The organism is Acinetobacter sp. ANC_7504, assembly GCF_056779995.1.
The window spans coordinates 81,443-94,268 of sequence record NZ_JBWYIZ010000001.1; the positions used below are offsets into that span (position 1 = coordinate 81,443).

The following is a 12,826-nucleotide window of genomic DNA, read 5'->3' on the forward strand; positions in this document are numbered from 1 at the left end:
GGTTTTTAGAATCTTGGCTCTCCAACCTGGGCTCGAACCAGGGACCTGCGGATTAACAGTCCGTCGCTCTACCGACTGAGCTATTGGAGAATCTGGTACGCATTCTATGAGTCAAATGAAGAGAGGTCAAGCCTTAACATTGAAAAATATTAGAAATATGAATCAACTGATTTAAATTTAATCTAAGTGAAACGATCTATAGCTTTTTTAATAAATGGACATACTCTGCTTTGCTTTTCAGTGGATTCGCTTTACGACATAAACTCATAAGTTCCATCATGGTTTGTTGTGATGATTCCACATGTGCCTCGTTTTGAATTTTTTTGATCAAGAGTGCGTGTTCAGGGGATAGTTCTGAAGTGCAGTGATACAAACGTTCATACATAAGTGCAGGGGCTACTTTATTATGTTCAGATTTCTGAGTGCATTGAAATATAAAGATGAGACTGCCAACAAGTAGAGACCAGAAAATCAGTGATTTAAGCCAAGGTGTATTCATTTTTAGACTTTTTTATAAAATTAGAATAATTCTATAGCAAATCAAAAATTTAGGCATAAAAAAACCCAAGTCATTATGCTTGGGTTTTTAGAATCTTGGCTCTCCCACCTGGGCTCGAACCAGGGACCTGCGGATTAACAGTCCGTCGCTCTACCGACTGAGCTATGGGAGATTAGATTGGCTCTCCAACCTGGGCTCGAACCAGGGACCTGCGGATTAACAGTCCGTCGCTCTACCGACTGAGCTATTGGAGAATCTGATGCGCATTTTAGGGCTGAAATTACTAGTCGTCAACCAATTATTGTAAAGAAATGAATAGTTTGATTTATTAATACTCAAATTGATGTAAATAATAAAAAAACCATCCTAAAAGGATGGTTTTTTAAACAAAATAAGACGGTTAAATCTTATTTTTCAACGCCAGCTTCTTGACCAGCATATTTCGCGTTAGCGTAATCCCAGTTCACTAAGCTTTCTAAGAAAGTAGAAATATACTTAGGACGAGCGTTACGGAAGTCGATGTAGTAAGCGTGTTCCCAAACATCGATCGTTAATACAGCAACTTTACCGTGAGCAAGTGGAGTATCAGCATTTGAAGTTTTCATGATAGAAAGTTTACCATTTACTTCATCAGCAACTAACCAAGCCCAACCTGAACCGAATTGAGTTGTAGCAGCAGCAGCAAATTCTTCAGCAAATTTTTCGTAAGAACCGAAAGCTTCGTCAATTTTAGCAGCTAAAGCACCCGTCGCTTTACCACCACCGTTTTTAGCCATACAGTTCCAGTAGAATGTGTGGTTCCAAACTTGTGCTGCGTTGTTGAAGATACCCGCTTTAGAAGCATCACCAGCAGAAGCTTTGATGATTTCTTCAAGCGTTTTACCTTCAAGATCAGTACCTGCAATTAGGTTGTTTAAATTAACAACATAAGTATTGTGGTGTTTGTCGTGGTGGTATTCTAAAGTTTCTTTGCTGATGTGTGGAGCAAGATCTTCGTAACCGTACGGAAGAGCTGGTAAAGTAATCGTTGTCATGTTTTAAGTTCCTTGCATTGTGCTGGGTTTTACATCGAAGTGCACTTATTGTAATAGATTCTCACCATATTTTGCGCATTACTTATAAATAAGAATACAGAATAAAGCGTGAATTAATACGTATAAGCTCACTCCAATTTAAAACGCGTGGTTAAATCAATTTAAATAGGATTATTGAGTTCAACGTAATGATATTCAAGACCAAATTGTTCACAAATTGCTTGACCTAGTCGTTGAACACCATAACGTTCAGTCGCATGATGTCCACATGCGTAATAATGCACATCTAATTCTAAAGCTTGATAAAAGGTACGCTCACTAACTTCACCTGAAATATAAGCATCGCAATTTTGTTCGGCAGCTTTAGTGATAAAGTCTTGAGCACCGCCAGTACAAAATCCAACTTTTTGAATACTTGGTTTATCAGCCATCAAATGTATCGCATCATAATTAAGTTGTTGTGACACAAAAGCTTTGAACTCATCTGGTGTCATTGCATTTTTTAAATAGCCGATATTTCCAATGGGATGACGTTCACTCGGATCAAGTGCTTCAATTTGATCAAGATGAAGTAAATCTACTATCGCAGCATTATTTCCCAAGGTTGGGTGGCTATCTAGAGGTAAATGATAAGCTAATAGTGAAATATCATGTTGAATGAGTGATTTAATTCGCTTGCCACGCATTCCTGTAATCGGAGATGGCTCACCTTTCCAAAAATAGCCATGGTGAACCAATAAAACATCAGCTTGCAGCTCGATTGCAGCATCAATGGCTGATTGAGAAGCCGATACAGCACAAACAATTCGCTTTACTTCTGTTTTACCTTCGATTTGCAGACCATTGGGAGCGTAATCTTTAAATTCATTGGCCTTTAGGGTCTGATCACACCATTGGATAATGTCGTTTAGCTTTGCCATAATGTTCTTAAGTCTGTGAAAATATAAAGATCAAAGCATATTTTTAATCTTAACTAAAGCCGAACAAAACTATTTTCACAATTTTAGGTATATAAATTTTTTTTGATTACAATATGCAGTCATAAAATACTTTTGTCATCAATAAATTAAAATTCTCAGAGGATATTAAAGTGCGCCGGTCCTTTACATGGTTACCATGGGTGTTACTCATTATTGTCATTATTAGTTTTGTCACATGGCAAAAACTAAATCAACCAAAGCCTCAAATAGCAGCTGATGGATATAAAATGCCAGCTGAAAAAGTAGAACCTTTGGTGGATACGACACGTTCTGGGGGAGTAGTGTCATACAATGCTGCGGTAAAGGTTGCAGCACCTGCAGTCGTTAATATTTTTACAACACAAACTGTAAAAAAAGTGGATCATCCGATTTTAAATGATCCTGTTTTTAGAGAATTTTTTGGTGGTCAATTACCTGAACGTTTTGGACAAGAACCAAATGAAAATAGTTTGGGTTCGGGGGTGATTGTTCGACCTGATGGTTATATTCTGACTAATAATCATGTGATTGCACAGGCTGACCAGATTGTTGTGGCTTTGTATGATGGTCGTCGAGCAGAAGCCAAAGTAATTGGAACAGATCCTGATACGGATTTAGCAGTCATTAAAATCGAAATGGACAAACTGCCAGTGCTTCCTTTCAAACTGAGTGGAAATGAAGTTGGAGATGTTGTACTCGCAATTGGTAATCCATTTGGCGTGGGACAAACAGTTACGCAAGGGATCATATCTGCGACAGAACGTTCGGGATTGGGTATAAATTTCTATGAAGATTTTATTCAAACCGATGCTGCTATTAATCCAGGTAATTCTGGGGGAGCACTCATTGATGTTGCAGGTAATTTGATTGGGATTAATACTGCAATTTTCTCGCAATCGGGTGGTTCTTTAGGAATTGGTTTTGCTATTCCTGCTAAAGTCTGCCAGCAAGTTCTGAATTCAATATTAAAAGAAGGCAGAGTAATTCGAGGGTGGCTAGGTATTGGTTTGGCGAATCCGACGCAACCCGATGTATTACAACCTCGTGAGAAGGGTGTAATTGTGAGCAGCGTCTATGAGTCTGGTCCTGCAGATAAAGCTAAGATTAAAGTCGGTGATCGGATCATGAAAGTAAATGATCAGGAGATCAACAATCCATCACAATTGATTAATTATGTTGCAATGCAATCACCGAATACCTCTGCAAAAATTGAGATTTTACGTGAAGGTAAGAGCATCAATACTGAAGTGGTTATTGGTGAACGACCAGCTGAAACCAGCGATCGTAATAGCCAGTATATTCCATTACCTCGTCGTTAAATTAACAAGCCCCAGTAATATGGGGCTTTTTTATAATTCTTAGATTCTATATTGTTTCATACCTTTGAATGAATCTGAATAAATCTGCTATTTAATAATTAAATACGGTCATGCATTCCTAAGTGACGGTGAGATAGAGTTTTAACACATGCAAAATTGAATTCACTCAACAATGATTAAACAGTGTACGAAACAAAAAAAGCCAGTGGTTCACTGGCTTTTTTTGAGAATAAAATTAGCTTTCCTGTTGAATACCCGCAACCAACCAATCTTGACTAGAACCTGCTGGTTTAACGAAATGCCAAACTTCAGCAAACGGTTGTGGAAGGCTATTTAAGTCTTCACTTACCGTACCCGTGAAACGAACGCTGACAACGTATTGACCATTTTCAGTCGCAGAATCAACAACCATAGCATTCAGATTTGAAAACTCAGCTACGTCTTGATCTTGGTTACCCATAATATCGTTATACATCGATTGATAAAGATCAGGCGTCAAATAACGTTGAATCTCAGCAATATTACTTGCCGTATTCATTGATTGAATATGGTTGAAGCGTTGGCGTGCAATGCGTAAGAAAGCAGCTGGTTCAGTTCCGTCAGGTAGCTGACTTCCACTAGACATTGTTGCTGCACCAAAAGGAGCTTGTGGTGCTTGACCAAATGGCGCTTGAGATGCAGCTGTGCCACCGCCCACAGATTGACCAAAAATATTGGTATTGTCATTAGACACTGAAGGGCGAGGTGCAGCAGTTTGACCAAACGGTGCAGATTGTGGACCTGAACTGTTTGGTGCATAAGGGTTGTTAGCCGCTAATTTTTTTTTTGCTCCGAATTTACGGAAGATGAAGAACGCAGCAGCAGCAATAATCAACAACCATACCCAACTTGGGATACCACCATCTTCCTCAGGTTGTGCAGCAACTTCTGCTTGACTTGCTGGAACAGTATCATCATCTGCTAAAGCATTTGCTGCGACTGCACCAATTGCAGCACCAGCAACACCAGCAGCGACCATACCACCCACACCAGGACCAGACTTTTGAGGCGCAGTCGCTGGAGCAGCAGGTTGTTGGGCAGGAGTAGCTTGACGTGGTTGCTGATATGATTGGGTTGGAGCAGCAGAACGGCTCATACCATGGCTTTTACCACCACCAGCACGTTTTGCTTCTGCAAAAGGCGCTACCATGAGTGTCGCCATTAAAATACCCGCAACTAAACTACGCTGTCGAACTTCCATCTAAAATTCCTATTTTAAAAAGTTAATTTCACACTGTATTTATGCAGTCTTTTGGCTTAAATTTCAACTTAAACCTCAATTTTTTTCAGTATTCATACACAGTGTATAGTTAAATAAATTGATCAGCTGAATTAATGTTCATCCGCTAAGCTCATCGCTTCAGTTAAAGCTTCATGTAGACGGGCAACGGCGATAATGCGAACACCAGGAATATCCTTTTGTGGTGCATTCGCTCTAGGGACTATAATATATTTAAACCCGTGCTTAATTGCTTCCTTCAACCGTTCCTGCCCGTTAGGTACGGGACGAATCTCTCCCGATAATCCCACTTCGCCAAATACAGCCAATTGCTGAGGGAGTGCTTTTGCTCTCAAACTTGAAGCACAGGCCAATAAGACGGCGAGATCTGAACCCGTTTCAGTAATTTTTAAGCCACCAACAACATTCACATATACGTCTTGACCAGAAGTTTGAACACCACCATGACGGTGCATGACGGCGAGTAGCATATTCAAACGGTTTTGCTCAAGACCCAATGCAACACGGCGAGGTTGACCATGCGCGTCATCTACTAGGGCTTGCACTTCAACTAAGAGTGGACGTGTGCCTTCTCGACTAATCATGACGATAGAACCAGGAATCGCTTCATCATATCGGCTAAGAAAGATGGCTGAGGGATTGGCAACCTCTCTAAGCCCTTTATCAGTCATCCCAAAAACACCGAGTTCATTGACTGCACCAAAACGATTTTTAACAGCTCGAATCATTCGATAACGTGAATCAGATTGACCTTCAAAATAAAGTACGCAATCGACCATGTGTTCTAAAACACGAGGGCCAGCTAAAGCACCTTCTTTGGTCACATGACCCACAATAAATAAAGCTGTTCCGCTGTTCTTCGCAAAACGTGTCAGAAGGGCTGCAGATTCTCGAATTTGAGAAACGCCGCCTGGCGCAGACTGTAAAGTTTCAGTGTATAAAGTTTGAATCGAGTCTAAGATCGCGACAGCAGGTCGTTCATGCGCTAATACTTCGCAAATACGCTCTACGCACGTCTCAGCCATCACTTTTAATTGATCAGTTGGAAGATCCAAACGATTGGCACGTAATGCAACTTGAGATAAAGATTCCTCACCAGTGACATATAGGGCGGAACTTTTCGCGGCAGCCATATGGGTTGCCGTCTGCAAAAGAATTGTTGATTTACCAATACCAGGGTCACCACCGATCAGTACAACTGAACCAGTAACAAGCCCTCCGCCTAAAACGCGATCAAATTCTCCAATCCCTGTTGCTAAACGTGTTTCGTGAGAAACTGAAACTTGATTCAATGTAGTGATTGATGCTGCTTGACCAGCATAACCGCCTGCAATTTTTGGATTTGCGCGATGCGTAATCGCTGGGGCAATGGTGACTTCAACTAAACTGTTCCATTCTCCGCATTCTGAGCATTGACCTGCCCATTTAGGATGATCTGCGCCACATTGTTCACAGCGATATACACTTTTTGCTTTAGCCATAACTTGATATAGGTTTTGTGATTTTCTATATGCTGAGCATACTGAGTAAAGATCGCGAAAACAAAAAAATATTGATCAAATTTAAAAACAATAAGACAAGTCATGACGTGTGCTTTAACGAGATATTGAATTAAAGCGATCATGAATTAATTTATACTCATATCAAGAATCGACTGAGTTATTTGATATGCGCTTGTACGCCCAACATATTGATGCCATCGCACGTGAAATACAGCGTGATGTGCTGTTTATTCATTTTGAGAATTACACGGATGATCAGAATGAGGAAGAAAATATTCGAGATCTTGTGATTACATGGCTTGAACAACATGAAATTGAATTTGAGCCATGTCTAGGTTTGTCAGGTGAGGATGAAATTGATAGCTATCTGGGTGACCTATATCTAGATATTCCTTTTGATGAGCAAAATAAGCAGTATCAGCTGGTTAAAAATTATCTTGAAGATGAACAAGGCAATATGAAAATTGAACATGTTCTATTTTTTGTATTGAGCTTAGAGGTTGCGGAAGAAATTGCAAAGGATCAAGAGGAAAAACAAAATTTGAATGAGCAGAAATTTTCGTGAAAAGATAAAAAAGCCTCATCAATGAGGCTTTTTTATTGGTTTAATTCTATTAATTTGTTTAATAAAGCTCACCAGATTTTCGACGTTCAATAAAGTCTTTAGATTCTTTTGCAATGACTCCAGAAAGTAATAATAAGGCAATTAAGTTTGGTGCTGCCATTAACCCATTGAAGGTGTCTGCGAAAAGCCAAACTAAATCAAGTGTGACGACACAGCCTACAAATACCGAAGCAATATAAATGAGACGATAGATAAATACTGACTTTTCACCCAGTAAATAGGTGCAACATTTTTCACCGTAATAACTCCAACCTAAAATAGTTGAATAAGCAAAAAAGATGATTCCGAACGTAACAACCCAGCCCCCAAACCCTGGTAGTAATTTGTCAAAAACACTAATGGTCAAAACAGCCCCAGTTTGATCACCAAATGTTTGTCCTGCCATGATGAAACCCATAACAAGAACAATACCCGTAATTGAGCACACAATAATCGTATCAATGAATGTACCTGTCATTGAAACTAGGCCTTGACGGGCAGGGTGATCAGTTTTAGCTGCTGCCGCTGCAATTGGAGCAGAGCCCATACCAGCTTCGTTTGAAAATACACCACGGGCAACACCGTAACGAATCGCTGCACCGATGGCTCCACCTGCTGCTGCTTCACCTGTGAATGCATAGGTAAAGATCATTTTTAAAGCAGGAACAACTAATTCAAGGTTATTGAAAATAATAATTAGCCCGCCAATGACATAGCCTAGAGCCATGACTGGAACAATAACTGAGGATGCTTTGGAAATAGACTTAATACCGCCTAAAATCACCAATGCAGAGAAAATTGTAATAATGATGGCAGTGGTGAGCGTGCTTATACCCAAACTATTTTCTACTGCTAGTGCCACTGTGTTTGATTGAACTGAGCTACCAATACCAAAGGATGCTAATGTACCAAATAATGCGAAGAGGACTGCGAGCCACTTCCATTTCGCGCCAAGTCCTCGTTCAATGTAGTACATTGGACCACCAGACATTTCTCCTTTTTCATTTTTTATACGGTATTTGACCGCCAAAACACCTTCACCGTATTTGGTTGCCATACCGAAAAAAGCAGTCATCCACATCCAGAATACAGCACCTGGACCACCCAGCACACAAGCTGTCGCTACCCCTGCGATGTTACCTGTACCAATCGTGGCTGAAAGTGCAGTCATGAGTGAGGCAAACTGTGAGATATCTCCCGAGTCTTTTTTATCGGGGTGTTTCCCAAACACTTGTTTGAATGCTAATGGAAGCATCCTGAATTGCCAAAAAAGTAGACGGAATGTTAAGAAAACACCTGTCCCAACAATCAGCACCAGCATATAAGGTCCCCAGACTAAGCCGCTGAGTGTTTCCATGATTGATTGTATTTCTTGCATAAATTACCTTCTTATTTTCCTGATTGTTTTTTACATGCATGATCAAGCAAGGGATATGCCATACTTTTGTGCGATCAAACACATCATTCCTTTTGATTATTTTTTGCACTTATATTTTTTACATATAACAACAAGTTTTTCAATATTTTACTCAAAATAAGATAAATAAATATGATGAATAAATGATCATTTTGGCGATATATAAGAAAAATGAATTAATACTTTAAACTAATTAGAAAATATTGATCGTGCTAATTTTCTTTTTGAAATCTGATTTTTTTCAGTTAAGTTGTGCCGATTAATATATTTGGTGAATTTGAAAATGTCAGATCAAAATATAAATTCGCCTCAGCAAAATGGTGAATTACAACGAAGTCTATCCAATCGACATTTGCAGTTAATTGCAATTGGAGGCGCAATTGGAACAGGTTTGTTCATGGGCTCTGGGAAAACAATTAGCCTAGCTGGTCCTTCAATTCTTGTAATTTACATGATCATCGGTTTCATGGTTTTTTTAGTGATGCGAGCACTAGGCGAATTGTTGCTTTCAAATTTGCAATATAAGTCTTTTATTGATTTCGCCACGGATTTAATTGGACCATGGGCAGGTTACTTTGTGGGCTGGACCTACTGGCTGTGTTGGATCACCATTGGTATTGCAGATTTATCGGCGATCATTTATTACCTTCAGTTCTTCAATAATGGGATGCCTTTTAGCCCTGAAGAAGGGGTAATGATTAGCATCGCTGCAATCGTATTTATCATGGGATTGAATCTTGTTACGGTGAAACTGTTTGGTGAATTAGAATTCTGGTTTGCTTTAATCAAGATTATCGCAATTGTGGTTTTAATTGGCGTTGGCTTTTGGATGATATTTACAGGTTTCACTTCTACATCAGGTGAAATCGCAGCATTCAGTAATATTTGGTCACACGGCGGGATCTTCCCAACAGGTGCAATCGGTTTCTTGGCAGGCTTCCAAATCGCAATTTTTGCTTTTGTGGGTGTAGAACTGGTGGGTACAACCGCAGCTGAAACTAAAGATCCTGAAACGAATTTGCCGAAAGCTGTCAATTCGATTCCTATTCGAATCATTATTTTCTATGTTTTATCGTTGCTGGTGGTGATGTCGGTTACACCATGGAATACGATTGATCCGAATATTTCCCCATTTGTAAACTTGTTTAGTCAAGCAGGTATTGCAGCCGCTGCTATTATTATGAATTTGGTTGTATTGTCTTCAGTGATGTCATCGATGAATAGTGGCGTATTCTCAACCAGCCGCATGCTATTTGGCTTATCGCGCGAAACTCAAGCACCTGAAGCGTTTGGAAGACTGAATAAGCGAGCTGTGCCAGCGAATGCCTTGTATTTCTCAGCAGTATGTTTGTTACTAGGGGCAGCACTGCAATACTTCGTACCGAATACGGTGGAAGCATTTACTTTAGCGACAACACTTTCCACCATTTTATTTATTTGTGTATGGTTGATGATCATTTGGAGTTATGTGGTCTATTACAAAACACGCCCAGAACTTCATGCCAAATCGAAATTTAAACTACCAGGTGGATTGGTGACATGTGCGATTGTTGCTATATTCTTTATTGGTATGATTGGAGTATTGGCTTTAGAAGATGATACTCGCCGTGCATTGATGGTGAGCCCGATTTGGTTTGTTATTCTGATCATTGGTTATTTTGGTTTTTATAAGAACAAATAAAAACTTATAAATGATTTGCAATTTAAGTCAAAAGAAACGTCAGTAAAAACTGGCGTTTTTTTATTTCTGTTGCGTTAAATACTTTGGTGAATTAGATGATCAAGGTATACTTCTATAAATTTTACTGATAGGTGTAGGTATGCGTATTTTGATCGGAGTTATCAGTGCAGCCGTTGTTTCAATTTTGGCTGGATGTGGTCAGACTGGTGCATTACAACTACCCAGTGATCCAAACTATGACAAGCGAGCACAATATTTAATTTATAAAAACAGTGATCGCCCAAGTCAGGATCAAGCTGAACCTAAAGCAGATGCTGTACCTACTCAAGATTAATATTCATTTATTTTTTTTCTCCAGCGCAATTTAGAAAGGATACATCCATGAGTTTCCCTCGCATTCAAGGGGTTTTGCACGCAGAACAATGTTCATTGGATCAACTTGCTCAGCAATTTGGTACACCACTTTATGTTTATTCAAAAGCAACTTTTGAAAAACATTATTTGGATATGGATCATGCTTTTAATTTTATCGATCACCAAATTTGTTTTGCAGTGAAGTCAAACTCAAATATCGCTGTTCTAAATGTGTTGGCGAAACTTGGTTGTGGGTTTGATATCGTGACTGGTGGTGAATTAGCACGTGTTTTACGCGCAGGTGGTGACGCTTCTAAAATAGTCTTCTCTGGTTTGGGCAAGTCTGAAGCTGACATTCGTCAAGCATTAGAAGTGGGTATTGCTTGTTTTAATGTGGAATCATATGCAGAGCTTGACCGTATTCAAAAAGTTGCAGCAGAACTTAATGTGAAAGCTCCAATTTCACTTCGGGTAAATCCAGATGTTGATGCCAAAACACATCCATATATCTCGACTGGTCTTAAAGAAAATAAATTTGGTATTCCTTCTGATTCGGTATATGAAACTTATCAGTATGCAGCAAGTTTAAGTCACTTAGATATCGTAGGAATTGATTGTCATATTGGTTCACAATTGACTGAAACTCAACCTTTTGTTGATGCACTTGATCGTGTCATGAACATGATTGAAGCATTGAAAAAATTAGGGATCAACCTCAAACATATTGATATTGGTGGTGGTCTTGGTGTGACTTATAAAGATGAAGTTCCACCGACAGTTGAAGAATATGCAAATGCTTTACGTCCTGCATTAGAAAAACTTGGTCTTAAAGTGTATATGGAGCCAGGGCGTAGTATTTCGGCGAATGCTGGCGTATTGGTGACGAAAGTTGATCTTTTAAAACCAACCAATCATCGCAATTTTGCAATTGTTGATGCAGCAATGAATGACTTGATTCGTCCTTCTTTGTACGAAGCTTGGATGGATATCCAAGAGGTTAATCAAAATTCGAAAACTGAGAAAAAAGTTTGGGATGTGGTTGGTGCGATCTGTGAAACAGGTGACTTCCTCGGTAAAGAGCGTGAACTTGCGATTCAAGCGAACGATCATTTAGCTGTTTTGGGTGCAGGTGCTTATGGTTTTGTGATGAGTTCAAATTACAACAGCCGAGGTCGTGCAGCAGAGGTGATGGTTGACGGTGATCAAGCACACTTAATTCGTCAACGTGAAACGATTGAGTCTCTGTGGGAACGTGAGTCCTTATTGCCTTAAGGAGACAATAGATGTTGCTAGAATTTACTAAAATGCATGGTCTAGGTAATGACTTCATGGTGGTTGATTTAATCAGCCAACGTGCTTATCTAGATCCTGTCATGATTCGCCGGTTGGCTGACCGTAATTTTGGCATCGGTTTTGATCAGTTATTAATTGTTGAAACACCAGACCATCCGAACGTTGATTTCAAATATCGCATTTTTAATGCGGATGGTTCTGAAGTTGAGCAATGTGGCAATGGGGTTCGTTGTTTTGCCAAATTTGTTCATGATCGTCATTTAACCAATAAAACTAAATTCAAAGTGCAAACAAAGGCGGGGATCGTCGAGCCTGAGTTGGGTGCGAATGGATGGGTGCGTGTGAACATGGGGTATCCGAAGTTCTTACCGAACCAAATCCCATTTCTAGCAGAAGCGCCTGCTGCTTTATATGATTTAGCTTTAGCGGATAATGAGACGATCAGCATCGATGTTGTCAATATGGGAAATCCGCATGCAGTGACCATTGTTCCAGATGTGTTAACTGCTGATGTTGCTAAAATAGGCCCTCAAGTGGAATCTCACGAACGTTTTCCTGAGCGTGTAAATGCTGGATTTATGCAGATCGTTGATGAAAAATATGCTCGATTACGAGTTTTTGAACGTGGTGTGGGAGAAACATTGGCTTGTGGTACAGGTGCATGTGCTGCTGCTGTCTCAGGTATGCGCCGTGGTTTATTGTCTAGCAATGTGGAAATCGAACTTGCCGGCGGTAAATTGCTGATTGAATGGAAAGAGGGAGATGTGGTTTGGATGACTGGTCCAACTGCAACGGTTTATGAAGGTCGTTTGGATCTACGTTATTTTCAATAAAACTTATTTCCTAACTAAAAAGCCCTGAAATTCAGGGCTTTTTACTTTATGA

The 12,826-nt window shown here is 39.7% G+C and carries 12 protein-coding genes and 3 tRNA genes; 6 read left to right on the forward strand and 9 right to left on the reverse strand.

Features of this window, described 5'->3' with window-relative positions:
* Positions 1-14: 14 nt before the first annotated feature.
* The 6 genes from AC1M9F_RS00410 to AC1M9F_RS00435 form a co-directional block, all read right to left on the reverse strand.
* Positions 15-90, reverse strand: a tRNA-Asn gene (locus AC1M9F_RS00410).
* 106 nt (positions 91-196) lie between these two features.
* Positions 197-499 carry a hypothetical protein gene (locus AC1M9F_RS00415; protein ID WP_481596766.1) on the reverse strand — a complete coding sequence of 101 codons (303 nt, stop codon included), beginning with the start codon at positions 497-499 and terminating at the stop codon, positions 197-199.
* 96 nt (positions 500-595) lie between these two features.
* Positions 596-671, reverse strand: a tRNA-Asn gene (locus AC1M9F_RS00420).
* Between the two features lie 6 nt (positions 672-677).
* A tRNA-Asn gene (locus AC1M9F_RS00425) sits at positions 678-753 on the reverse strand.
* Between the two features lie 153 nt (positions 754-906).
* Positions 907-1,533 (reverse strand): superoxide dismutase, encoded by a 627-nt coding sequence (locus AC1M9F_RS00430; RefSeq protein ID WP_092765960.1) that lies wholly within the window; start codon positions 1,531-1,533, stop codon positions 907-909.
* 161 nt (positions 1,534-1,694) lie between these two features.
* The gene (locus AC1M9F_RS00435) at positions 1,695-2,453 is read right to left on the reverse strand and encodes a Nif3-like dinuclear metal center hexameric protein (RefSeq protein ID WP_481596767.1); all 759 of its coding nucleotides are present in this window, start codon (positions 2,451-2,453) and stop codon (positions 1,695-1,697) included.
* 170 nt (positions 2,454-2,623) lie between these two features.
* Here AC1M9F_RS00435 and AC1M9F_RS00440 point away from each other — a divergent pair, with 170 nt between their 5' ends.
* The gene (locus tag AC1M9F_RS00440; RefSeq protein WP_180028696.1) at positions 2,624-3,811 is read left to right on the forward strand and encodes a trypsin-like peptidase domain-containing protein; all 1,188 of its coding nucleotides are present in this window, start codon (positions 2,624-2,626) and stop codon (positions 3,809-3,811) included.
* 235 nt (positions 3,812-4,046) lie between these two features.
* Here AC1M9F_RS00440 and AC1M9F_RS00445 read toward each other — a convergent pair whose 3' ends face one another.
* Both AC1M9F_RS00445 and radA read right to left on the reverse strand, forming a co-directional pair.
* Positions 4,047-5,051, reverse strand: coding sequence for a Tim44 domain-containing protein (locus AC1M9F_RS00445; RefSeq protein WP_481596768.1), 1,005 nt, complete (start codon positions 5,049-5,051; stop codon positions 4,047-4,049).
* A gap of 131 nt (positions 5,052-5,182) precedes the next feature.
* Positions 5,183-6,571 carry a DNA repair protein RadA gene (radA, locus tag AC1M9F_RS00450; RefSeq protein WP_035267023.1) on the reverse strand — a complete coding sequence of 463 codons (1,389 nt, stop codon included), beginning with the start codon at positions 6,569-6,571 and terminating at the stop codon, positions 5,183-5,185.
* Between the two features lie 187 nt (positions 6,572-6,758).
* Between radA and AC1M9F_RS00455 the strand changes: the two genes are divergently transcribed.
* Positions 6,759-7,157: a hypothetical protein gene (locus AC1M9F_RS00455; protein ID WP_481596769.1), complete on the forward strand. Its 399-nt coding sequence runs from the start codon at positions 6,759-6,761 to the stop codon at positions 7,155-7,157.
* A gap of 58 nt (positions 7,158-7,215) precedes the next feature.
* Here AC1M9F_RS00455 and AC1M9F_RS00460 read toward each other — a convergent pair whose 3' ends face one another.
* Positions 7,216-8,574 carry an alanine/glycine:cation symporter family protein gene (locus tag AC1M9F_RS00460; protein WP_481591277.1) on the reverse strand — a complete coding sequence of 453 codons (1,359 nt, stop codon included), beginning with the start codon at positions 8,572-8,574 and terminating at the stop codon, positions 7,216-7,218.
* 322 nt (positions 8,575-8,896) lie between these two features.
* Between AC1M9F_RS00460 and AC1M9F_RS00465 the strand changes: the two genes are divergently transcribed.
* The 4 genes from AC1M9F_RS00465 (at position 8,897) to dapF (ending at position 12,774) form a co-directional block, all read left to right on the forward strand.
* Positions 8,897-10,294 (forward strand): amino acid permease, encoded by a 1,398-nt coding sequence (locus AC1M9F_RS00465; RefSeq protein ID WP_481596770.1) that lies wholly within the window; start codon positions 8,897-8,899, stop codon positions 10,292-10,294.
* A gap of 139 nt (positions 10,295-10,433) precedes the next feature.
* Positions 10,434-10,628, forward strand: a complete 195-nt coding sequence (lptM, locus tag AC1M9F_RS00470; RefSeq protein ID WP_035267033.1) for an LPS translocon maturation chaperone LptM — start codon at positions 10,434-10,436, stop codon at positions 10,626-10,628.
* Between the two features lie 47 nt (positions 10,629-10,675).
* Positions 10,676-11,920, forward strand: a complete 1,245-nt coding sequence (gene lysA, locus AC1M9F_RS00475; protein ID WP_481596771.1) for a diaminopimelate decarboxylase — start codon at positions 10,676-10,678, stop codon at positions 11,918-11,920.
* Between the two features lie 11 nt (positions 11,921-11,931).
* Positions 11,932-12,774: a diaminopimelate epimerase gene (gene dapF / locus AC1M9F_RS00480; protein ID WP_481591279.1), complete on the forward strand. Its 843-nt coding sequence runs from the start codon at positions 11,932-11,934 to the stop codon at positions 12,772-12,774.
* The last annotated feature ends 52 nt before the right edge of the window (positions 12,775-12,826 follow it).